This is a genomic window from Viscerimonas tarda, assembly GCF_054601255.1.
On the sequence record NZ_BAAHWV010000034.1, the window covers coordinates 1 to 23,817 of the forward strand.

Here is a 23,817-nt window from a genome sequence, read left to right on the forward strand (position 1 = left end):
TAAGACCACAGGACTATGCGAGTACTGACACACTTTTCTACTCCACCAACAGGGCGGTGGCAGCGGTGGGTAAAGAACTGTTCATTAACTATTCGCATAATGTCGCTTAATTTTGAGTACTTACTTACAACAATTATATTTCAAAATTGCGGCAAAGGTATTTGCCAATTTTGAAGAATTTTTGAATTTACTAAAAAGTAACCGTAAAACGGTGCATCCCCCGGTTGAAGCCATAATGTATTTGCCACTTGTTGAGGACGCATATTTGCTGCACAATAGCCAGTCCGAGACCGCTTCCTCTCGTTTTTCCGGTCATCTGTCCGAAACGGCGGAACAGCATCTTTTCGTCCAACGGATGATTGATGCCTGTATTGGCTACCGTCAGCCGCTTACCGTTAAAGGCAACGGAAATGCGCCCGTTGGCTGTATTGTGCCTGATAGCATTTGTTATCAGGTTGTTGAAAAGGCTTTCTATTAATGTCCTGTTTGCTTCTATCCGGCAGGAATCCCGGACAATGTCCGTTTCAATGCAAATGTTTTTACCTGCCGCCTGCTCCGTCAGGAACGACAATGACTCGGGTATAACTTCGGTTACATTTATTGTTTGGGTTTCGACGAATTGAAGGTTGTCGATTTTTGCAAGCAACAGCAGGTTTTTATTTATCCTTGACAGGCGGGACGTCGTATCATAAAGGGATTGGATGATAGACAAATGTTCTTCCGTCAAGCCGGGTTGTTGTATCAGAATATCTAATTTGGATTGGAAGACGGCTAATGGTGTTTGCATCTCATGGGACGCATTTTCGGTAAATTCTTTTTGTATCTTGTAGGCGTTCATATTGTTTTCAGCCAGTTTTTCCAAAGCGTTGTTGAGTTGGATAAATTCCTTTATGCCTGTTTGGGGGAATTGCGGCATCTCGTTATTCTTGATATTAAACTGTTCTATTTGCGAAAGCGTTTGAAAAAACGGATGCCACAGACGCTTGTATATCAATCTTGTCGCTAGCATGAAAGCAGCCATCAATCCGAGGAAAAAATATAGGTACTCAACCATTTCGTGGGCATAATGTATCTTTTGAAACATATAAAATAGGAGTATCGCCGCTAAAAATACTAACAATCCGGATACCAGATAATATCTCAACATTTTGTTGAGCAATTTGTTTGTCTTTATTCTACCCATTTGTAACCCATTCCATAAATTGTTTTTATTCCGTCCATGCAGCCTGCCTTGTGCAGTTTGGCTTTCAGATTTTTGATATGCGCATATACAAAATCCTGATTGTCGAACATATCCGCCATGTCGCCCGAAAGGTGTTCTGCCAAGGCGTTCTTTGAAATCACACGGTTTTTATTCCCTGTTAAAAACAGAAGCAACTCAAGTTCTTTTTTGGTCAGCACAACTGCTTCTCCGTTTACAAAAACTTCTTTTGACAGTAAATCTATCTTCAGGTTATTGGATTGAATGTAATTGTTGCTTTCGTAGTGTAGCCTGCGAATCAGGGCGTAAATGCGGGCGCTTAATTCGGACAAATGGAATGGCTTCGGCAAATAATCGTCGGCGCCGATATGGATACCTTTGATTTTGTCATCCAACGAATCTTTGGCAGAAATAATGATTACCCCTGTGCGGTCATTCCTTTTCTTCAAAGTTTCCAAAAGTTGCAACCCATTTCCGTCGGGAAGCATTAAATCCAGAAGAATGCAATCGTAATCGTACAGGTTGATACGCTCATTAGCATCGCCATACGTCGCCGCATGTTCACAAAGGTAATTTTCTCCGGAAAGATATGCCGTTATACTTTGCGCCAATGTGAGTTCATCCTCTATCAATAATATTTTCATGATACAAAGATATGAATGAATTTTGAAGAAAATTTGAATCGTATGAAAACGATGAAAAAAGTGTTTCAGGTCATTAATACCATCCGGGCTACTGTTAAAAGCAGAACATTAAACTTAATACATACAACATTGCGCAACTAGTGCATGATACCAAGGCAATTCTTAAGTTAGTGTGAAAAATTATTGTTTGTCTGCATATCTTTAGTTATCTTTGTCTGCAAGATGAGTTCCTTGAAACAAGGAAAAACGCAGCAAACAAAAGTAGTTCGCTCGTTTCTATATCGTTACCCATTTATGCTTTCCTTTCGGGTAAAATTGTGTTTTTTAGAGGATTGTACGAAATTTTTTCGTAAATTTGCAACCATATTTATACAAAATTTATTACTTAACTAATTAAAAACAAGAAACTAGTATGAAAAAAATATTTTTGACAGTCTGCATTGTTGCGGGCATTATTTTCTCGGCCAATGCCCAATTTGGTAAAATCAAAATTAGCGACAAAGCGCTTGGCGCCGTATCCAAAACCGTAGAAGCGTTTACCTTAACGGATGCACAAATTGCCGCTTATTGCCAGGAATACATCGACTGGTCGGATGCAAACAATCCTCTTTGCAAAGTGGACGATACCGATCAGGGTAGAAAAGAATTTGCTACGCGCTTGGCTAAAATCGTGAGCGCTATCCCCGTAAAGGAAGTAAACGGGGTGAAGTTGGATATTCAGGCCTATTATGTGGTGGATATTAATGCTTTTTCGTGTGCAAACGGCAGTATCCGCGTTTTTGCAGGTTTGATGGAAGTGATGACCGATGATGAAGTTTTGGCGGTTATCGGACACGAAATTGGCCATATCGCCAACAGAGATTGCAAAGACGGTTTCAAAACGGCGCTCTTGTCTTCGGCGCTTAAAGATGCGACCTCCTCGGCAGGTGGAAAAGCCGGAAAACTGAGCGATTCGCAACTGGGCGAACTGGGCGAGGCCTTAGGAAATGCGCAATTTTCGCAAAAACAAGAAAAGGAAGCCGATAAATACGGTTTTGAATTCCTGAAAACCTGTGGAAAAGATACCGGATTTATGGCTGCCTCGTTAGGCGTTTTATTGAAATTGCAAGGAGAAGCCAGCGCCGACCCAAGCAGCAAACTGAATAAACTCTTCTCTTCACATCCCGATTTGGATAGCCGCATCAGCACGCTGAATAAAATGAAATAAAAATAAATGAGGATACTTTGGTTTTCCGTTACTCCATCAATGTATGTGGCCAATATTGTAGGGCACAATGGAGGCGGTTGGATAGCTTCGTTGGAACAATTAGTTAGGAAAGCGCCTGAAATTCAATTAGGTATTGCCTTTGAATATGAAGATTCTTGTTTTAGAGTAGAAAAAGAGCAAGTGGTTTACTATCCGATAAATGATTGTTTTTCAACCAAGTACAAGTTAAAGCGAAAAATCAGCTACGATGCAGAAGAAAAAACGCTAATTCCTAAATGCCTTAAAATAATAGAAGATTTTAAGCCTGATGTTATTCACGTTTTTGGTTCTGAATGGTGCTTTGGATTAGTTGCTCAACATACGGATATACCAGTTGTAATCCACATGCAAGGCAGTATTCCTCCTTATTACAATGCCCGTTTTCCGGCAGGATATAGCAAATCGGATTACGTTTTGTATAATGGGTTGAATATAAAAAGGACAATAAGTCAACTGAGAGAGGACAATTTTTTCTTATTAAGATCTAAAAGAGAAGAACGCATTTTGAGAAATTGCCACTACTATATGGGACGAACGGAGTGGGATTATAATATAACACAGCTGTACAATCCTGATTCTCAATATTTTTATTGTAGTGAAGCATTAAGGGATCTTTTTGTTAATTCGGATGAAAAATGGAATTTTCACAATCGAAATAGAATCAGTATAGTCTCAACAATATCAGGTTCGAAGCGCAAAGGAATTGATACCATTTTGAAGACAGCCAAATTATTAAAAGAAAATACTAATATTGATTTTGAGTGGCTAATTTTTGGAGTAAAGGATATTTCGTACCATGAAAAAAAGACAAAAATTAAAGCTGAAGATTTTAATGTAAAATTAATGGGTGTGGTTTCAGCACCGGCTTTAAAAGAAAAACTATTGAATGCCGATATGCTTATTCACCCCTCTTATATAGATAATAGTCCCAATAGTGTGTGTGAGGCTCAGATTTTGGGGTTACCTGTAATATGCACAAATGTCGGTGGTATATCAAGCCTTGTTAAACATCAAGAAACAGGTTTGCTGTTTCCGGCAAATGATCCTTTTACTCTTTGCGCCTACATTAAATTGCTTGTGCAAGATAGCTCTTTGGCTTCTAAAATAGGCGAAAATGCTCGTGAAGAAGCTATAAACCGACATAATCAGGATGTTATTTTAAGAGACTTGTTAGCTATTTATCATAAAGTGAAATTAAACGCAAAATGATAATTTAGATAGACATTGTTGCAACGGTGCCGATAAATACGGTTTTGAATTCCTGAAAACCTGTGGAAAAGATACCGGATTTATGGCTGCCTCGTTAGGCGTTTTATTGAAATTGCAAGGAGAAGCCAGCGCCGACCCAAGCAGCAAACTGAACAAACTCTTCTCTTCACATCCCGATTTGGATAGCCGCATCAGCACGCTGAATAAAATGAAATAAAGAGGTTAACGGATCTTGACCGTGTAGGGACATAGCCGTTAGGTAAGGCTTTCAGCCTTACCTAACGGCTATCAAAATTACCATTCTCAAAACGCCCCGTTCGCGGCAGCGGGCTACAGCTATTTCGACTGATGAATACAAGGCGGGCGAACCTGAACAAAAAAAGAGCCACGATTACTCGTAACCCTTTGTTTTCCAGCTCTTCCTCTTGGACTTGAACCAAGGACCCTCTGATTAACAGTCAGATGCTCTAACCGACTGAGCTAAGGAAGAATGCTTGCTTTTTCTGACGAAAGCGTTGCAAAATTACTCCTTTTTTCGGAATAAACAATATCTTTGCACAGAATTTTTAAAATAAAGTAATGAAAGTAGTTGGATTGGGAAATGCATTGGTCGATGTATTGGCCGTGATTGAGGATGATATATATCTGGAACAGATGAATTTACCGAAGGGTAGCATGCAATTAATTGACGAGCAGAAATTAGAAATTTTAAACGCCGCTATCGAAAATATTGATAAATTTCTGGCTGCCGGAGGGTCTGCCTCCAACACCATCACAAGCATGGCCAAGTTGGGCATCGAAACAGGCTTCATCGGCAAAATAGGGAAAGATGCCTACGGAAAATACTACAAGGAAGATCTGGAGAAGTACGGCGTAAAACTGCACCTGACCGAAACCGACCAGACCTCGGGAATTGCCACTACGCTTATTTCAAAGGATGGGGAGCGTACTTTTGGTACTTATCTGGGAGCGGCGGCAAACCTTATCCCCGACGATCTGGACGAAAAAATATTTGCCAACTACCACTATCTTTACCTCGAAGGCTACCTCGTACAAAACCTCGAACTGATACGCAGGGCGCTTATACTCAGCAAGAAAGCAGGCCTGAAGGTCATATTAGACTTGGCCAGCTACAATGTGGTAGAGGAGAACCGCGAGTTCCTGCTCGAAATAATTCCCGAATTTATAGATATACTGTTTGCCAACCGCGAAGAAGCAAAGGCTCTGCTGGATGTTTCGCCTCGCGAAGCATTGTCCATCTTGTCGAAACAAGTGGAGATTGCGGTTGTTAAGGACGGGGCCAACGGCTCGTGGATATACCGCCACAACGAAACGGAGATATTTGTCCCCACCGACCCCATAAAACGCATCGACACCACAGGCGCCGGCGACCTGTATGCAGCCGGATTCCTCTACGGACTCATCAAGGGATTGCCGTTGGACGTCTGCGGAAAAACGGGGACATTACTGGCCCAACAAGTCATTCAGGTCATTGGCCCGAAACTGGAGGAAGACCACTGGGTCGAAATCAAAAGGCATATTGTGCAGTAAAAACGGAAAACGAAAAATAGAAAAGCGGGAAGAAGCGGCAATGATTGTATGGAGAATACACTTTGCCGCTTGTTTTATCCCAAAGATATACTATATTTGTAATATCTTAAATGAAAAACTAAAAAATCGCCGTAATATGAAAACAACACGCTATTTGTTTATTTCAGCTATTGTTCTGTTTCTTAGTTCTACCTATGGTTTTTCTCAATCCAAATATGGGGAAGTAACAATGGATGAATTGGAAATGAGTACATATCCGAATGATACCACAGCATCGGCTGTTATCCTTTCCAAAACAGGTGAAACCCATTTTGTAGTTGATCATAACGCTGTATTTCAATTCGAGTTTAGCCTGAAAGTAAAAATAAAAATCCTCAAAAACGAAGGCTTGGACTGGTGTAACCAAACAATACCCTATTATGTATTGGATAAACAATCGGCGGAAGAGGTAATCAAATTGGCGGGGACGGCCTATACGCTGGAAAACGGGAAAATAAACAAAACCAAATTAGCCAGGAATTACATCTTCGACGAAAGTATCAACGACCGGTGGAAAGTTAAAAAATTCACACTGTCGGGGGCAAAAGTCGGGTCGGTTATCGAATATAATTATACCATCAAGTCTCCATTCTTTTTCGAGCTGAGGGATTTCGATTTTCAGTCGTCAATACCAACCATATTCACCTCATACGATATTACTATCCCCGAATACTATGTGTATAACGTAAATATGCAAGGTTATGAGCGAATTGAAACGGATAGGGGCCCTGGGAATATGTCATTTTCGGTGGCCTACAAAGACAATAACGGGCAGTATCAGTCCGAGATCCTCCATTGCGTGGCCGAAAAGATGAAATTTAGAGGCTCAACTATTCCGGCGTTGAAAAAGGAACCATACATCTTATCGCTGAATGATTACCGGTCAAAAGTAACTTTCGAGCTGAAAAGAATCCAATACCCCAATAGACGCTCGGAAAGCTATACATCGACATGGGAAAAAATTGATGAAAAACTCGTTGAGTCATCGAGTTTTGGCGGAAATCTGAAAAAGACAGGACTATTTAAAAACGAAATAACAAAAACCGAGCAAAGCATCGAAAAAGCGATTGAAATTCAGAACCTCATAAAAAGCAAAGTGAAATGGAATGAAAAAACGGCTTTTTATCCTTCCAATCTGAACGACGCATTAAAAACGGGACTAGGAAACAGTTCCGACTTGAATTTTCTGTTAATCAACGCCCTGAATGCTGCCGGATTTCAAGCTTATCCGGTTATGCTTAGTACCCGGGGACATGGGCTACTACCGCTGACACATCCTACAATTACAGCATTCAATTATGTTATCACAGCTGTAGCCATCGACACCACACTCTATTTCACCGACGCATCTGCAAAATATGGCGATTGGAATATTCTACCCGAGGAATGTATGGTTACCCAGGCCCGGATACTGAAGGGCAAAACTTCTTCTTGGAAAGACCTTTCAACGATTACAACAGCCACAACGGTAAATTTGGGTAATTTTGAGTTTACCGACTCGGGGATGGTGATAAAAATAGCAGAGACCGACAGAGGACTGGAAGCTTACCATTCCCGGGCAAATTACTTTAGTTACGACAGCCAGAAAGAATACCTCGAGAAACTGTCGGCAAAAATGAATGGCCGGATAAACGATTTCAATATCCAAAATACAGATGACAACGCTAAAGATTTAAAACGGGGATATACCTTGGTTACGGATTGGACTCCCAATGATGAATTTGTATATATCAATCCAATGTTCGAAAAATGTTTCTCTACAAATCCATTCAAGGAAGAAACCCGAAAATTTCCTGTAACATTTTATTCGCCAATCAGTTATAGACTAATAAGTAACATAAAAATACCCCAAGGCTATGTGGTTGAAGAACTGCCAAAATCGGAGAAGTTCGTAACACCCGAAAACTCGCTTTCATTGACTTATGCAATCGGACAGAACGGAGATGTTATATCGTTGACATACAACTTTCAATTAAAAAAGTTGCTTTTCCTGCAGGATGAGTACGATACCTTAAAGGATTTCTTTTCTAAACTGATATTGAAAAATTCGGAGCAAATAGTATTGACAAAAGCAAAATAAAAATGGGATTAATGAGATATAAAGTCGTTTTACCGGTTGTTATTTCAACGCTCATATCGCTATCTTTATGGGCTGAGAATGCACCAAATCCGCTGTATGAAAATGCATCCGCCATTGTAAAGAAATATGATGCCGCCTTTACACAATCCGACAACAACAATGCCGTTTATCGCCTTTCGGCAACGATTGTCATCCTCAACAAACGGGGAGAAAGGGCGAGCTATTTTAGTAAATATAACGACAAGTTCAGGACTATGAGCTATTTTTCGGGGACAATAAAGGATGCTTTGGGAAATACCATCAAGAGAGTAAAAAAGGGCGATTTGAACATATCGTCATTTTCCGAAGGCTCGTTAGCAACCGACGATGTGGATATAACTTACAATTTTCAGTCGCCATCCTATCCATACACAATAGAATATACCTACGAGGAAAAATGGAAAAACGGCATTATAGGCTATCCGCCGTTTTTACCTGTCTCCGATTTTGGGGTATCTGTCGATTCGGCCAGGTTGGCAATCAATCTGCCGACGGATAAAGAACTGAGGTACAAAAACAATTTCGGCATCGAAGTACAACATACCCAATCGAAGACGAATACATACATATTTACATTGAGCGGATTTAAAGCCGTTGAGCAAGAGCCTTGGGCGCCATCCGAAATATTACCTTACGCATTGGCTGCTCCAAACGATTTTTGCTACGATTCGTTTTGCGGCAATCTGTCCGATTGGACAGGTTATGGAGTATGGACTTCTAATTTACTGAAAGACAGGGATGTAATTTCGCCTCAGTTGATAGAGAAACTGAAACAGATAACCAATGGGCTGGAAAACGACCGGGAGAAAGTGAAAGCAATATACGAATACCTGCAAAACAATACCCGTTATGTCAGTATTCAGTTCGGTATCGGAGGACTTCGTCCGGAACCGGCCTCTGTGGTGGAAAAAACAGGGTTTGGCGATTGCAAAGGCTTGTCTAATTTTATGAAAGCCATGTTGAAAGCCGTCAATATTCCGGCATATTATTGTGAAATTTATCACGGCAATAGAAAAACAATGTTCAAAGACTTTGCCAGTGCCGGTCAAGCAAATCACGCGATATTGCTCGTCCCTTTGAAAAATGACAGTATTTGGCTGGAATGCACCTCCTCTACCCTTCCTTTTGGCTATGTACACGAAGACATTGCCGGACACGATGCACTGGTTATCACCGATAAGGGAGGCAAACTCTGCAAGCTGCCGGTTTATACGCCCGAACAAAACAGAAACACCAATAAATTAATTGTTGATGTAGATGACAAAGGCAGCGCTTCGGGAAGCATCTATTTTAAAGAAACCCTTAGCACGTATGAAAATGTTTACCACCTGTATCGCTCCAACGACCGGGAGAAATTGGTCAAGCATATTCAGGGCTACATTCGGATGCCCTCTCTTCAGATAGGCAATATAACAACAAAGGAAAACAAATCGGACTTGCCTTCAGTAGAATTGGATGCAACATTCACGGCAAAAGACTTTGCCAATGTAACCGGCAACCGGCTGTTTATCCCTGTCTGTCCGCTGAATAAAGGCAGCTTTACGGTTACAGCCTCCGAAAGAAAACTGGATATTGAATTCTCATCTCCCTATCTCGAAACGGATACAATTGTTTTCAATATTCCGCCATTGTATGTTCCCGAGTCCTTACCCGGAAATTTAGAATTAACCACCCCGTATGGATCACTGACAACAACAACCGAATACAAGAACAACCAAATTATTTATGTTCAGAATATTGAAGTTTTTGCCGGAAAATACGATAAATCGGAATACCTGCAAATTAAAAAATTCTTTGGCGAAATAAACAATGGCATCAAACGTAAACTTGTCATCAAAAGCGCGTAAAATTGAGGATTAGAAACAGAGAATTTTTTGTCTTTACTATTAAGTTTTGGACCTCTCTTTCATATAATATTGCATTAATTTCAAAACTAAGCTGTATTCTGCCGGATTTTTCTTAATTTCGTGGTCTAAATCAAATATATACAACAGCAATACAAAAATATGGATGCAAAGTTAGAGCTTAGAAATATTTTCTCGAAAGCGATTAAAATTTTATCGGAACAATATAAAGGGAGTTCTCTGACTGATATTTTTGTCTTGATAGATGAAGAAAGCGGCGAGTTGTCTGTTTATGATGACGAAGAAAATTGTCTTGTAAAAGAATTTGTTGAGAACTGGGATAGACATTCTGCCGAAAAGGAAATCAATTATGTAGGACTGTTGAGGACTGTTGTTCAGGAAATGGACAGCGAAAATCTTTTCTCGTCCCTGGAGGTTTACACGCCATTCTCGATAAATCTGGCCGACGAAGATTTTATTGTGCAGGAAGAATTGTTGCTGATAGAAGACGATTCGATAATCCGCTTGGAAAATGATTTTATGAAACGGATTGACAAGGAATTTGATGAATTTCTCGACAATCTGCTCAAAGAATAAGGCTTGATTTTATGAAACTGAAAGGCAAACACATTGTATTGGGCATTACGGGGAGCATTGCGGCCTACAAAGCGGCCACTCTTGCCCGTTTGTTTATAAAAGCCGGAGCCGAAGTTCAGGTGGTAATGACCCCTGCCGGGAAAGAATTTATTACTCCTGTTACCCTGTCGGCGCTCACCGGAAAGCCTGTTGTCAGCGAATTTTTTACCGCCAACGATGGTACCTGGCACAGCCACGTTGACCTGGGCTTGTGGGCCGATGCCCTGGTTATTGCCCCCGCAACAGCAGCTACAATAGGGAAAATGGCGAATGGCATCGCCGATAACATGCTGATAACAACCTATTTGTCGGCAAAAGCGCCTGTGTTTATTGCTCCGGCAATGGATTTGGACATGTTTGCCCATCTTTCTACAACACGCAATCTGGAACTCCTCCGCTCCTACGGCAATCACATAATAGAACCGGCAAGCGGCGAATTGGCCAGTCATCTCACCGGCAAAGGCCGCATGGAAGAACCCGGGCAGATTCTTTCGGTCATCGAATCTTTTTTTGAAAACCAACATTCCTTATCGAACAAGAATATACTGATAACCGCCGGGCCCACTTACGAAAATATTGATCCGGTGCGGTTTATCGGCAATTATTCATCGGGGAAAATGGGCTTTGCCCTGGCCGAAGCCTGCGCCATGCGGGGCGCTTTGGTAACGCTTGTGTCGGGCCCCGTTGCGCTAAGTGTGAGCCATCCGAATATTACACGGATAAATGTGGAGTCGGCCAATGAAATGTTCAATGCCTCGGTAGAAGCATTCCCCAAAATGGATGCCGCTATTTTATGCGCCGCAGTTGCCGATTACCGGCCAAAACAACAAGCGGAAGAGAAAATCAAAAGAACAGGCGAAGATTTGACCATTGAACTGGTCTCCAACAAAGATATTGCCGCACATCTGGGACAGATGAAGAAAAATCACCAGATACTGGTTGGCTTTGCCCTCGAAACAAACGACGAAGAACAAAATGCAGCGGCAAAAATAGCCAAAAAAAATCTGGACTACATTGTATTGAATTCCCTGAACGATTCGGGCGCCGGATTCCGCCACGATACCAACAAGATTACGATAATGGGAAAAGACGGCTCAAAAAAGAAATTTCCCCTGAAATCGAAAAAGGAAGTAGCAAGTGATATTGTTGAGGCAACGCTTAATACGCCCCCTAATCCCCCGAAGGGGGACATTTAAGCCTCTCCTTCGGGGGAGGTTGGAGGGGCTGCTTTCCTGAACGTAAGAAACTTATTGGCTACAAACTGAAGCGCTGCTACAAAAACCGTGGCGAAAAGTTTGGAAATAGTTTCTACGGTCTTCGGGTTGTCGATTTGAATGTATTCGCATAGTTGATTGTTATACAGACTTACTCCGGCAGACAGCAAAAGGCTGCTGATAACCAAGCCTATGGCGGCAATGCCAAAAAACGAAACCCCTCTTTTTACAATTTTGTCGGTAGCTTTGAATGTAAAATAGCTGTTGAAAATAAAATTATTCAATATGGCCAGTATGGAACTCATAATGTGCGAAATCACATAAGGAATGCCAATTAAATTATTAAAAATGAGGAAGAAACCAAGATCTACACCAAGGCCTATTACGCCAACAATGCCGTATTTTGCAATTTCTTTATAAGTCTGCTTCACGTTACTTTTCTTTTTATCCGCACAAATTTAATTGTTTTTTACCATTTTTAAAGGATAATTCGTTCGTAAATTTACGGCATACACTAAAATTCATTACTTTTGGCAATCAATTTATTGTGGCAATGGAGAAAAAAGTAAAATTATCGGTATTGGGGTTTTCGTTCAACCAAACACAATCGGGGACTTACGGCTTGGTGTTGGCCGAAGATGCAGGCTTGCGCCGGTTGATGATTATTATAGGAACCCCCGAAGCTCAGTCTATTGCTTTCGTCCTGCACGAAACGCAGCCTCCACGCCCCTTAACGCACGATTTGTTTGTGTCGATGATAACAGGTTTCAACATTCATCTTCAAGAGATTTTAATCTACAAATACGATAACGGGGTGTTTTTTTCGAGGCTTATCCTAACCGGTGCAGACGGACGAACGGTGATTATCGAATCGAGGACATCCGATGCAATTGGGATAGCTTTAAGAACAAACTCGCCGGTTTATACCACCGAGAATATTATGCAGGAGTTGGCCATTGTGGTGTCGGACCTGCGCGAAACGGCGGATAACGAATCGTCCGAATCCTCAGCCGGGCAGGAAGAAAAATGCGATTATTCCACCTTCAGCAAAACCGAACTGGAAGCGATGCTTATGGATGCCATCAACGGCGAGGACTACGAACTGGCTTCGGTGTTGCGGGACGAAATAAAACAGAAATAGCCTGTTTCGTCATGGAAAAAACCATCTTTTTTGCCCCCGCTATTTTACAGAATCCCGAATTGCCTGCCGACGAAGCGGCACATTGTGTGCGCGTATTGCGTAAAAAGGAAGGCGATGAAATTCTGATAACCGACGGTACCGGCCATTTTTTTGATGCAACGATTGTTCAGGCGAACCAAAAGCATTGTATAGTTGAAATTGTCAGGACTATTGACGCCCCCAAGGGCTGGAATTTCGACCTGCAAATAGCCTTTGCCCCAACAAAAAATAACGACCGGACTGAGTGGTTCGCCGAAAAAGCGACCGAAATCGGAATAGACCGCTTCTCCCCCTTGCTGTGCTACCACTCCGAACGCAAGGAAATTAAACTCTCCCGGTTTGAAAAGATATTGGTTTCGGCCATGAAGCAATCGCAGAAAGCTTGTTTGCCGGAATTTCGGGAAATGCAGCCTTTCTCCTCTTTCATCAGACAGCCCTTTAATGGGCGGAAATTTATTGCCCATTGCGAGGAAAGCGAAAAACCGCTCCTCAAGAACATATACGCAAAAGGCGAAAAGGCGCTAATCCTTATAGGCCCCGAGGGCGATTTCAGCAAACAGGAAATCAGCGAGGCCATTGCCAAGGGATTTGAACCGATAAGTTTGGGCGATAGCCGCCTGCGCACCGAAACGGCAGCGCTGGTAGCCTGCCATACGATTCATGTGCTGAATCAGTAAATTGTCATTGGCCTTTGCCAATCTCCCAGGGCGGGGCTACCGCGAATATATGTCTGAACCGTTGATTGTAGCTGATTTTTTTGATTTGCAGGATTTCGTAGGGGCGAAATATCTTTCGCCCGTTGCCGCAAACGGGTATAGGGCGAATAATGATTTGCCTCTACAAAACAAATCAAGGGACGACCTTCCCAGGCAATCCCTTGACATATTCCATATTTAAATATCCAATTTAATAAACAATTAAATTAGGCTGATTTTCTCTTAGCACTTGGATGCCAGGATATTTTCAATATGGTGTTCTCTCACTCCCTCCAACCTCCCCGTAGGGGAGGCTTTTTTGATCTCCCCTACGGGGGGCGGGGGGGCTGTCTCAAAAGCCTGTCATCCCGTGCTTGACACGGGATCTCCCAACAAACATTGCTTAACTATCAGGAGATTGCGGGTCGGAGCCCGCAATGACAAGTTTGGAAATAAGGCTTACTCACTTCCGTATTTTTTCTTTTTCCTCAACACTACAACCGCAATGCCCGTAAGAGCTAATACCAGCACATTGGCAAATCTGAAATCCAACGGCAACTGAATTTCGCCCAAGCCGGGACCTCCTCCCGGCTTATCGCGCAGTTCCCTGTTATTATTCTGATCTATACTGCTCATCTGTTGAATTTTCGCATAAGCTCGCTCTGAGGGCAACTGTGTATAATTTTCATACTCATAGCTTTCTGTTTGCGTAGCTGCAATGGTTACCCCCACCGGCAGCGTTGCGAAAAGACCGATTACCAATGATAAAAGCGCTAACTTTTTCATATATATTTTTGTTATAGGGTTTAACGTCATTTTACTATTACTTTTTGTACGGCAGACCTGCTTCCTGTTACAACCCGCACGATGTACACCTGCGATGGAGCAACATCTATGCTGTGGGAAGATGCGGTTGTTGTTGCCTTGTAAATGCTTGTTCCCGAAGAAGTGTACACTTCAACCCGCTGCAAGGGCTCATCGGCAATAACATGGATTTTGCCTGTTTTACCCTGCACCTGTACAAATGGTTTCGAATTTTTGCTGATGCTGTTGCCGGCACGGAGGAACTTCAGGGCAAAGCGGTCGTTGATTTCGTAGAACCTGCTCAAATCTCCTTCGTTTCCGGCGATTGTCGCCTTGTAAGCCGGGTTTGCGTGCAAATCTATTTCCTTGTCGCCGTCGAGCAGGTAAACCTTATAGCCGAACGTAGCCACGCCGGAAAAATCCAATTGTATTTCGCCGGAGATGTTGGTGCGGATACCGAAAGGTATTGCAGCGTCGCTGAAGTTGCCAGACATATTAATGTCAAGCGCTCTTCTTTCAGGCGTCAGGGTATAAACCGACAGTTGGGCTTTGTCGTCGTCGTTATCGTAATTCAGCTTGCTGACGTCTTCACCACTCACATAGCTGTTGGACGCTTCGGGTGCATTTACCAGCGCCGTCGAATTTTTAGCGGAGTTATGGCTTGCCGTAATGTACAGAATACCTTCGGGTATATTTTCTTCTTTGGCATTCCTCAATCCATACGCCGCTGATTGCATGGTGGTAAGCATCGTTGTCGGCCTGTAAATCAGGCCTCCTGAGATAACAGGATACCCAGGCCCTCCGTTCTTTTCTACAATGAACGACTGCAAAGGCGAAACATACCGGGTGGCGCCCGAAGGCGCATCCCAAGGCGTCGGCGAAGATGATATCCACCATGTACCGCCAAAATATGGCAGTCCGGGTCGGTAATCCGGCGTTGCCTGATAGCTGATAAATGTACCGTCCGCACCATTCCACACCTTATAGTGGTTTTCCAGATTGGCCGTATTGGCTGTCAGGAAAGCCGCCATATCCAAGCTGGCCATGAACGGATTGGGCGCCATGATGTATTGGTAGCCCGACTGGTCGCCCAGGGCTGATGCCGGAATAGTAAACTGCCCGGTCGCCGGATCGGTCGCCGCAGCCACATCTTCTACGATGAACCGTCCGTTGATACGGTTACTGGCGCCATCCGTCCTGTCCAGCGCTCCGGTGGATTGAGGAGCGCCCAAACCGCCGGACGGATAATGCGCCCAATAGTCGTACTTACTAAGCGGGCTGGGGAAACGGAACGGCGTACCGGTATCCACATCTTCATCAATCCAGACGTTGAACGATTTTCCCAAGGGCAGCGGAATATCCAGTGTGCCGAAGGGCTGCGTAAAGGCGTTAGCCATTGCTGCAATACTTGGATTGTCGGGGTAAGCCGTCTGGAAGAAACTCATATACACTGCCGGGTCCGAAATGGCCGAGCCGTTCATGGGAACTTCCGCCGCATTGCGCAGCATGAAGTCGCCCGTATAGGTTTTCCGCAAGGGAGCCGAGTACATCACCCAGCGGTCGCGCTCGGTAGTCGCCTTGAAGTTTACTTCCACCGAGGCCGAATCGTAGGTCAACAAGTGGGTATTGCCCAGCATGGCGCGGTCTTTCAGCGACACATACTTCACCAAACCCGCTTTCTTCAAAGTCGGATATCCGGTAGTAACGCCGCCTGGAATTTCCACATCGGTGCAAATACCAGGGACGTATAAGCCTGCCCTGCCTTCGACGCCGCTTTCAACTATTACCCAGTTGTACGGGTCGTGCCAGTCTCCACTGCCTCCCGCGCCTTTCCACCGCAGCAGCGCCGGCGCTCCGCCGGTACCGTTAACCGCTTTCAACTTAAGTTCATAGGGAGGGAAAGCAACGGTGTCGGGTACCAGTGGCCTCACGATGAAGGTCGTATCGTAGAGCAGGGTAAATGTGCCGGGTCCTGCGTTCGGCATGGGATTACCCGACGACTTGTCTGTCCATTCGAATGTAGTTCCCATCCCCGCCGGTTGAGGCTTGGCGGTTACTGTTATCCCCGTGCCTATGCATTTGCTGAACTCGTTGGTCGTCGTTTCAAGCACATAAATGTATATTTTCCCTGTTTTGGTCGTAGTAGAACAGGTTACCCTGTACTCTATCTCAACAATGCCGCCGGGAAAAGTGGGCGGAGCCTTGTAGGTAACCTCAGTACCACTAGGACCACCGGTGGAGAATGTCCCCCACCCGGTTCCCGCAGGAGGATCAATCATAAAAGTCATAGCGCTACACGAGCTTGGCAATACATCGTTGTCCAGCACGTCAAACGTTATCTGCTCGTAGGGTGTAACAACAAACACATCGTTGTTGAGGACAAAGTCCGAAGCATACGCCCAGTTATCCGCCCAGTTACACTCCAGATACAGGTTGTTTTTCCACTTTCCGGACAGATAGGAACCGGTGGCATAGTTGGCGTCGGATACGCGGACAATATAATCTCTACTGGCGATAATCCCGTTCGCCGAGGTTAGCGTAATAACCAGCGAATCGCCGGGAAATATATCTGTACCGAGCGGGGCATAATATACATGGTCGCCGTCGTCTACCGTCTGGGCGTCGGCAGCAATGCCGTTATATACGGCAAACACATTTTGGCTGCTTACAGCAGCCGTACCCAGATTCTTTACTTTAATTGTCAGTACATCAACTTCCAATTTTGCCGTTACTGCCGCATCCGGTTCTCGCAGGATGGGACGGGCTACTAAAATCGAGTCGGCGGGGTTGCCCGGAATTCCGCCCTGTTTCAGTTCTTTGAATGTGGCGAACAACTTGGTTTGCGTGATGGTGTTGTTGTAGATTTGTGTTTCGGTCAAGTTGCCCGACGGGCCTTTCAGGGTGTATCTAAGCTGTGGACTCAGCGGTTCGTGGACCGTGCTGGGAACCGTCAGGTCGGCGTTAATTTTCAAGGGCGAATACATAAACTGGTTCCACACCATAGGCGCGGGCGCAAACTCGTCTCCAGACGTGCCAACAATAGCCAGAATCCCGCCTTGAAAATTTGTTCCGCTGGAAGCGCTTGTTACAATCATGTCGGCAGTATTATCGCCGTCGATATCGGCTATCACAGGGTATTCAAAACCGGTGTAAGCCATCGCACCTGTACTGTACCTGATCATGGGGTTGTTTCCCTTGTTATCATCCGCTCCCACATAATGGGGTGAACGCGCACTAACAATACGCAAGGATGCCATGTCCCTGTAGCAAATGTCCTGCAGGCCGTCGTAGTCGAAATCGAAGAGCGTAAAGCCTGTATTGTCCGAATTATCACGGTGAAGCATAACGAACGATACTTTCAGCTTCTTGTTGACGTCGGTTTCAGTATCGTCCCACGTAAAGGAAAGCAGAGAGCCATCTCCGCCATAATTTATATATTTATTGGATCCGTTTGTGGACAACTTTCCGGTCAAATCACCTGCTACATTCGGATGCAAGGGCACATTATCCGAATTACTGCCATACATCCTTCCGGCCAATAGCGAAATCTCGGGATAACGTTTGCCATTTTGCTCCAGGCCGTCAATATCGCCTATGTACAAATACGAATGGTTTCCGTAATGTGTCCCACTAGTACTAACCGGTATGCTAACTTTGGCAACAACGCTGGGCGTGCCGACGGGGTCGGCAATAACATTCCCTCCTGCGTCGGTTGTGAAAAATCCCGGATTGTATGCCGTGATAATCATCGGCGAACCGGAGTTCGCGGCCGCTGTGCCAGGCGTTCTGGTTAGCGCCACCACTTCGGCAATGCCGTCGCCATTTATATCGGCCACTCCAGTGTACCCGTCGCCCAGGTAAGACTGGTTACCGAACGTACCCTGAACATCCTTTTTGACGCTGTAGTACCCGCTTGCTGCCGACTGGTTGTAGTTCCAGCCTCCCGCCCCGTCGGATGGGAATGTGATATTGTAATACACTTTTCCTCCTGCCGCTATATCGTATTTGCCATCTCTGTCCAGATCATATATAAACGCAAACGGCACGTTGGTATCACCGGCGCCGCCACCACCATCGTTATTGGCAGTGCGGTCGCGGCCGACAAAAGCATACGAGCTGTAGTTCGAGTATGTATGCGTGGTATAATTACCTCCGTTGCCTGCAGTTAGAGAGTTCGCCGGACCTAATTCTTCGAGCGCCAGTTTCAGTTTCCCTGTTTTAGCATCGTAAATTTTATTGTACACGTAAATCTCGGGGTTGCCGTCTGCGTCAAAGTCCACCAGTTGCGGCAAGGGTGTAGAGAAGTACGTATAGGAATCGTAGCAACGTCTGTCGGTATCGGTAAACGTTGGCCCTGTATAATTGTGGCTGCGGGTTTCCGTACCGGTGGTAAAAGTCCAGGCGCCCGCAGGTACTGTTGTTCCGGTCTGGTTTGTGGACGAGTAGTCATAGCGTTTGTCCGACACCCATTTCAGGTTCAGGTCGCCGGAACGGTGTTCGCTGGTAGCATTAGGACCACTGCCCGCAGATGGCGTAAACGTATCGACAGCCACTTCGTAACAAATCAGCCGTTTAGACCACTTATTGCTGGTTGTACTTCCGTCTGTACCCAACGCCACTACAATTTGCCGTTTCTTGGGGTCGGAGCCTACGTTCATCAGTAGCAACGTACAGGGCGTTCCGTGATACCCAAGCGCTGAGGTATATGAGTTGATAGGTAATTGTTTTTTTACCAGAACCCTTCCTGTTTGCCCGTCAAAAACAAACAAGTACTGATTGAAGACGCTGGCGCCCGAGGGATATGATGCACCTGTGCCAACCTCTTGCAGGGCTACGATTTCCGGTTTCCCGTCCCCGTTCAGGTCGCCCACCAAAGGAACCTGAAAAGTCCTTAGCATATTGCCATTATTACTCATATTGCTACCATCCCGCGTATCAAACTTCTTTCCCGCAATAAACGAGCCGGAAAACTCAAACTGGCGGAAACAACTCAAGGCGCTTTCGTCAATATAGCCAAGCGGGTTTTGCAGGGCTTGCGCAAAAGTCCATACAGAATATAAAAATAATCCCGATAACAGGGATAATTTCTTAATTTGCAATTTCTTTTTCATAAATTACGATATTTTTTTGTTTTAAATTTATTCGTTGTGGTCATTGAGTTTATTATATAATTTGTTGATTTTATTTCTGTCATTGCGGGCAAATTCACCTCTCTCCAACGGGAGAGGGGAGAGAGTCCTTTCCCTGATTTGGTTATATGATGTGGGAATCGTAGGGTCGTGGCGTGACGCGACCATTGGCGACACAATTGCCTGAACCGTTGATTTATTTGATTTTTATGATTCAATACCCCGGCTGTCATTGCGGGCCTGACCCGCAATCCCCCGTGCATTGCACAAACCCTGTGCATTGCAGAACTTCTCAGTAGAGACGTGGCGTGCCACGTCTTCACACACGCACTGTCGAAATGCGCAAAACACGGAAGTTTTGTTCCATGCACGGGAGATTGCGGGTCGGGGCCTGCAATGACAGTGGAACGGAGGAATTTATTTGCGAAAATCCGCGCAATCGGCGTAATTGACGTTCCACATGCGCCATATTTGTTAAAAAACGCACACGAAAAATTACCTTCAGTAAAAACTGACGGTAACATATTTTCAGAAAATAAGTTGGGTTGTTTGCGTGAAAAGAAAAATTTTATTATCCTACGCGCGAGGGCATGCGGTCTCTCTCTCTCTCTCTCTCTCTAATAAAATAGCTGTAACTACCAAATAATCAGGAGAAAATCTGGTGTTAAAAATTACATAATTGTTGGAAAAATCTGCCATTAAAATCCGGTTATAAATCTGCGCCAAGTTACAAAAATTGCCCTGCTTTGAGTAAAAAATTCGTCAGCCTAAAGACGAAAAAATTCAAAGCAGTCGTCAAATGTAATGTGTTTTTATTATATAACAAGGGATTTTGTGAAAAAAGTTGAAACTTTTCCCGGAAAGGTAGGAATATGTAGTTGTTGGTAGGAATGTGTAATCCCACCTCTCCCCCGTACGCAATCATCCTCACCCCCGGCCCCTCTCCATCTTGGAGAGGGGAGGGAGTACTTTCCTTGATTTTGTTATATGATGATTTTTTTTCTGTCGCTATTGTGTCTGTCATTGCGGGTCGGAGCCCGCAATGACAGACACAATAGAGCGAATAATAAAATTATTTGCGTGAATTTGTGTAATCTGCGTAATTTGCGTTCTTCGTGTATCGGGGGTATGGCATACGTTCTTACCTCAATTCCTTAAAAACATCCCAAATGACGATGCCGGCGGTTACCGAAACATTCAGCGAGTGTTTGGTGCCGAATTGGGGTATTTCGATCGAGCCTTTGCACTTGTCTATTACCGATTGCTGGACGCCTTTTACTTCATTTCCCAGCACTATGGCGTATCTCTTCTTTTTGTCCAAAGACAGTCCGGCCAGCGAAATGCTGTTCTCGACCTGTTCTATGGCATATGTTTCGTAGCCATTTTTGCTCAAATGGTCAATGGCATCGCAGGTATCTTCAAAATATGTCCAGGAGACCGAGAATTCGGCGCCTAGGGCTGTTTTATGTATCTCGGCATTGGGTGGAACAGCCGTAATGCCACACAAATAGACCGCCTCCACCAAAAACGCATCCGATGTGCGAAAAACCGAGCCGATATTGTTCAGACTTCGGATATTGTCCAAAACAACAATCAAAGGAATCTTTTCGGCCTTCTTAAAATCTTCTACCGAAATTCTGTTCAGTTCTGTTATCTTCAGTTTTCGCATGTTCAATCTATTAGTATAACGCTTGCATATTCTACCTGCCCATCTACCGGCGGGTTTTGCTTCGACAGTTTAAGTTCCACTTCTTCTATCTGGGGAAATGTTTTCTTCAGTGCGGCTATAATTCTTCCTCCGGCATGTTCTATCAGTTTTGAGGGACGGGCCATCTCTGTTTTTACAATATCGAGTACCGAGGCGTAATTTATTGTATCGCCAACATTATCCGTTTTTATGGGGTACGACAAGTCGGCTTTTATCCGAAGATTAATAACGAAAGTGTTTCCTGCAACCGTTTCCTGGGGCAACACGCCGTGGTTTGCATGGATAATAATATTCTCGAGCAATATATAACTTCTCACACCGGTATTTTATAAAGAGTTGATATTTTAATGCAAAGCTAATTTTTTTTTATATATTTGCCATCCAAAGTGAGGACTTAAATTTAATTATGCTAAATCGAAAAGAAGTAGTTTCGAGCCCTGGAGGTAGTGGTACGCATAACGTACTGTCCGGAGGAACTGTTCTGACTGGAAACCTGGTAACAGATGACGATATTCGTATCGACGGTGTGATAGAGGGAAATATTGTCAGTAGGGGGAAGATTATAGTTGGTGGTAATGGTACCGTATCGGGTGATATAGAGTGCCACAACCTCGATTTGTTGGGGAAAATTACCGGCAATATACAATGTTCGGAGATAGTTGTCCTGAGGGCGACCGCCAACCTGACAGGTGATATTAAAACCCAGACAATAGAAATAGAACCCGGCGCCAGATTTTCGGGAATGTGCAAAATGAACTACGGGGACGGGGATTAATAAAAATCGGAATGTATGTCAGATAAGATTCATCAACGTATTGCTGCGTTGAGAAAACTGATGGACGATAAGGGCATACACGCTTTTATCATCCCGAGTACAGATGCCCATTTGAGCGAATATCCGGCTTCGTACTGGATGTCTCGTGAATGGATCAGCGGTTTTACGGGCTCATCGGGAACGGTGGCCGTTACCCGCAAAAGCGCCGCATTGTGGACAGATTCCCGCTACTTTTTGCAGGCAGCGCAAGAACTGGAAGGCGCCGGAATAGAACTCTGCAAAGACGGATTACCCGGCACACCAAGCATCGAACAATGGCTGTGGGAGCAGTTGGACAAAGGAAATACGGTGGGCATTGATGGCCATGTTTATGCGGCCAGAGATGCCTTTGCATTAATCCAGAAATTAGAAGGGAAAGGGCTGAATGTAATCAGTGATTACGACCCTTTCGATGAGATTTGGCGCGACAGACCCCACATACCTGCCAATCCGGTATATGAATTACCGCTCGAATACACCGGCGTACCGGCATCCGAAAAAATAGAGCAAATACTGGCGCAACTCGAAGAAGAAGGCGCCGAATCGTTGTTGGTGGCATCCCTCGATACCATTGCCTGGATTTTCAATATCCGCGGAAATGATGTGAAGTGCAATCCGGTGGCGGTTTCTTATGCCTATATTTCGCGCAAAGAAACAATCTTGTTTATCGACCCGCGAAAAATAAACCCGGAACTCATTCCGTATTTCAGGCAAGAGGGAGTTCTCCTGGCGGAGTACTCAAAAATATTCGATTACATTTCAACCCTGCATAACACCTCCATTTGTCTTTCGAGCAATAAAATATCCTTGGCTTTATACGATACTATTCCCTTGGATTGCCGGATTATAGACCGCATTCCCTCGGTTGCCGACAGGATGAAAAGTGTGAAGAACGAAACGGAGATTGCCGGTTTCAGACGGGCAATGGAACGGGATGGCGTGGCCTTGTCGAAGTTCCTGATATGGCTCGAAAAGGCTGTTCGCGAGGAAGAAATCACAGAGCTGACAATCGTAGAGAAACTCGCCGAATACCGGAGCCAGCAAGACCGTTACGTCGGCGACAGCTTCGATACCATAGCCGGTTATCAGGCCAATGGGGCGATTGTGCATTATCATGTATCTCCTCAGCATCCGGCGCAAATCAAGCCCGAAGGATTTTTGTTAATTGATTCGGGCGCGCAATTTTTCGACGGCACCACCGATATTACCCGCACCCTTGCCTTGGGTGCACTGTCCGACCAAATGAAGGAAGATTATACCTTGGCGCTGAAAGGGCATATTGCCATTGCCGGTTGCCGGTTCCCCCAAGGGACGCGCGGTAGCCAGATTGATGTGCTGGCCCGAAAAGCGCTTTGGGACAAAGGAGCAAATTACCTGCACGGAACAGGACATGGAATCGGCCATTTTCTGAATGTTCACGAAGGCCCTCAGAGCATCCGCATGGACGAGAACCCAACAACCCTTCAACCGGGAATGGTAACCTCCAACGAACCGGGGATATACCGAGCCGGCCGGTACGGCATCCGAATCGAGAATCTGATTCTGACAAAAGAGGATATTACAACGGAATTCGGCAATTTCTACGCCTTTGAAACACTGACGCTTTGTCCCATAGATACAACACCGATTGTAAAGGAATTGATGACCGCGGAAGAAATCGGGTGGCTGAACGATTATCATCAGCAGGTTTACAACCGCCTCTCGCCTTTGTTATCGGCAGAAGAAAGGGAATGGCTGAAGGATAAAACAGCCCCTTCAAGCCCCCCACCCCCGTAGGAGGGATT

At 44.6% G+C, this 23,817-nt stretch carries 18 protein-coding genes, 1 tRNA gene and 1 pseudogene; 12 read left to right on the top strand and 8 right to left on the bottom strand.

Annotated features, from left to right (window positions below; translation table 11 throughout):
- Positions 1 to 190: 190 nt before the first annotated feature.
- Together ACYPWY_RS12740 and ACYPWY_RS12745 are read right to left on the bottom strand one after the other, a co-directional pair.
- On the bottom strand, positions 191 to 1,183 hold the full coding sequence (locus tag ACYPWY_RS12740; RefSeq protein ID WP_459685914.1) for a sensor histidine kinase: 993 nt from the start codon (positions 1,181 to 1,183) through the stop codon (positions 191 to 193).
- On the bottom strand, positions 1,171 to 1,845 hold the full coding sequence (locus ACYPWY_RS12745) for a response regulator transcription factor (protein WP_459685915.1): 675 nt from the start codon (positions 1,843 to 1,845) through the stop codon (positions 1,171 to 1,173). The genes ACYPWY_RS12740 and ACYPWY_RS12745 overlap by 13 nt, the downstream gene beginning before the upstream one ends.
- Before the next feature lie 412 nt (positions 1,846 to 2,257).
- On the opposite strand from ACYPWY_RS12745, the gene ACYPWY_RS12750 reads away from it, so the two are divergent.
- The 3 genes and pseudogenes from ACYPWY_RS12750 to ACYPWY_RS12760 form a co-directional block, all read left to right on the top strand.
- Positions 2,258 to 3,052, top strand: a complete 795-nt coding sequence (locus ACYPWY_RS12750; RefSeq protein ID WP_459685916.1) for a M48 family metalloprotease — start codon at positions 2,258 to 2,260, stop codon at positions 3,050 to 3,052.
- 6 nt (positions 3,053 to 3,058) lie between these two features.
- Entirely contained in the window at positions 3,059 to 4,300 is a 1,242-nt protein-coding gene (locus ACYPWY_RS12755) for a glycosyltransferase family 4 protein (protein ID WP_459685917.1), read from the top strand.
- Between the two features lie 16 nt (positions 4,301 to 4,316).
- Positions 4,317 to 4,517 (top strand): annotated as a pseudogene (locus tag ACYPWY_RS12760) (M48 family metalloprotease); the annotation flags it as partial.
- Positions 4,518 to 4,716: 199 nt separating this feature from the next.
- Here the strand turns inward: ACYPWY_RS12760 and ACYPWY_RS12765 are convergent.
- Positions 4,717 to 4,790: transfer RNA gene (locus tag ACYPWY_RS12765), tRNA-Asn, on the bottom strand.
- A gap of 89 nt (positions 4,791 to 4,879) precedes the next feature.
- Between ACYPWY_RS12765 and ACYPWY_RS12770 the strand changes: the two genes are divergently transcribed.
- The 5 genes from ACYPWY_RS12770 (at position 4,880) to coaBC (ending at position 11,685) form a co-directional block, all read left to right on the top strand.
- Positions 4,880 to 5,851: an adenosine kinase gene (locus tag ACYPWY_RS12770; protein WP_459685918.1), complete on the top strand. Its 972-nt coding sequence runs from the start codon at positions 4,880 to 4,882 to the stop codon at positions 5,849 to 5,851.
- A 136-nt stretch (positions 5,852 to 5,987) separates the two neighbouring features.
- Positions 5,988 to 7,970, top strand: coding sequence for a DUF3857 domain-containing protein (locus ACYPWY_RS12775; RefSeq protein WP_459685919.1), 1,983 nt, complete (start codon positions 5,988 to 5,990; stop codon positions 7,968 to 7,970).
- 11 nt (positions 7,971 to 7,981) lie between these two features.
- The gene (locus ACYPWY_RS12780) at positions 7,982 to 9,856 is read left to right on the top strand and encodes a DUF3857 domain-containing protein (RefSeq protein ID WP_459685920.1); all 1,875 of its coding nucleotides are present in this window, start codon (positions 7,982 to 7,984) and stop codon (positions 9,854 to 9,856) included.
- 159 nt (positions 9,857 to 10,015) lie between these two features.
- A complete protein-coding gene (locus tag ACYPWY_RS12785) occupies positions 10,016 to 10,450 on the top strand; it encodes a hypothetical protein (RefSeq protein ID WP_459685921.1) in 435 nt (144 codons plus the stop codon).
- A gap of 11 nt (positions 10,451 to 10,461) precedes the next feature.
- A complete protein-coding gene (gene coaBC / locus ACYPWY_RS12790; protein ID WP_459685922.1) occupies positions 10,462 to 11,685 on the top strand; it encodes a bifunctional phosphopantothenoylcysteine decarboxylase/phosphopantothenate--cysteine ligase CoaBC in 1,224 nt (407 codons plus the stop codon).
- On the opposite strand, the gene ACYPWY_RS12795 is transcribed toward coaBC, so the two are convergent.
- Positions 11,682 to 12,134 (bottom strand): GtrA family protein, encoded by a 453-nt coding sequence (locus tag ACYPWY_RS12795; RefSeq protein ID WP_459685923.1) that lies wholly within the window; start codon positions 12,132 to 12,134, stop codon positions 11,682 to 11,684. The genes coaBC and ACYPWY_RS12795 overlap by 4 nt on opposite strands.
- Positions 12,135 to 12,256: 122 nt before the next feature.
- Here ACYPWY_RS12795 and ACYPWY_RS12800 point away from each other — a divergent pair, with 122 nt between their 5' ends.
- A complete protein-coding gene (locus ACYPWY_RS12800; RefSeq protein WP_459685924.1) occupies positions 12,257 to 12,844 on the top strand; it encodes a bifunctional nuclease family protein in 588 nt (195 codons plus the stop codon).
- 11 nt (positions 12,845 to 12,855) lie between these two features.
- The gene (locus tag ACYPWY_RS12805; RefSeq protein ID WP_459685925.1) at positions 12,856 to 13,560 is read left to right on the top strand and encodes a 16S rRNA (uracil(1498)-N(3))-methyltransferase; all 705 of its coding nucleotides are present in this window, start codon (positions 12,856 to 12,858) and stop codon (positions 13,558 to 13,560) included.
- Positions 13,561 to 14,037: 477 nt separating this feature from the next.
- Here ACYPWY_RS12805 and ACYPWY_RS12810 read toward each other — a convergent pair whose 3' ends face one another.
- The 4 genes from ACYPWY_RS12810 to folB all read right to left on the bottom strand — a co-directional run bounded on the left by ACYPWY_RS12810 (position 14,038) and on the right by folB (position 21,536).
- Positions 14,038 to 14,364, bottom strand: coding sequence for a hypothetical protein (locus ACYPWY_RS12810; protein ID WP_459685926.1), 327 nt, complete (start codon positions 14,362 to 14,364; stop codon positions 14,038 to 14,040).
- A 26-nt stretch (positions 14,365 to 14,390) separates the two neighbouring features.
- Positions 14,391 to 19,493, bottom strand: a complete 5,103-nt coding sequence (locus ACYPWY_RS12815; RefSeq protein ID WP_459685927.1) for a T9SS type A sorting domain-containing protein — start codon at positions 19,491 to 19,493, stop codon at positions 14,391 to 14,393.
- Positions 19,494 to 20,652: 1,159 nt separating this feature from the next.
- On the bottom strand, positions 20,653 to 21,180 hold the full coding sequence (locus ACYPWY_RS12820; RefSeq protein ID WP_459685928.1) for an RNA methyltransferase: 528 nt from the start codon (positions 21,178 to 21,180) through the stop codon (positions 20,653 to 20,655).
- 2 nt (positions 21,181 to 21,182) lie between these two features.
- Positions 21,183 to 21,536: a dihydroneopterin aldolase gene (folB, locus tag ACYPWY_RS12825; RefSeq protein WP_459685929.1), complete on the bottom strand. Its 354-nt coding sequence runs from the start codon at positions 21,534 to 21,536 to the stop codon at positions 21,183 to 21,185.
- A gap of 89 nt (positions 21,537 to 21,625) precedes the next feature.
- Here folB and ACYPWY_RS12830 point away from each other — a divergent pair, with 89 nt between their 5' ends.
- Entirely contained in the window at positions 21,626 to 21,994 is a 369-nt protein-coding gene (locus ACYPWY_RS12830) for a bactofilin family protein (protein WP_459685930.1), read from the top strand.
- A gap of 15 nt (positions 21,995 to 22,009) precedes the next feature.
- Positions 22,010 to 23,809, top strand: coding sequence for an aminopeptidase P family protein (locus ACYPWY_RS12835; protein ID WP_459685931.1), 1,800 nt, complete (start codon positions 22,010 to 22,012; stop codon positions 23,807 to 23,809).
- Positions 23,810 to 23,817 lie beyond the last annotated feature (8 nt).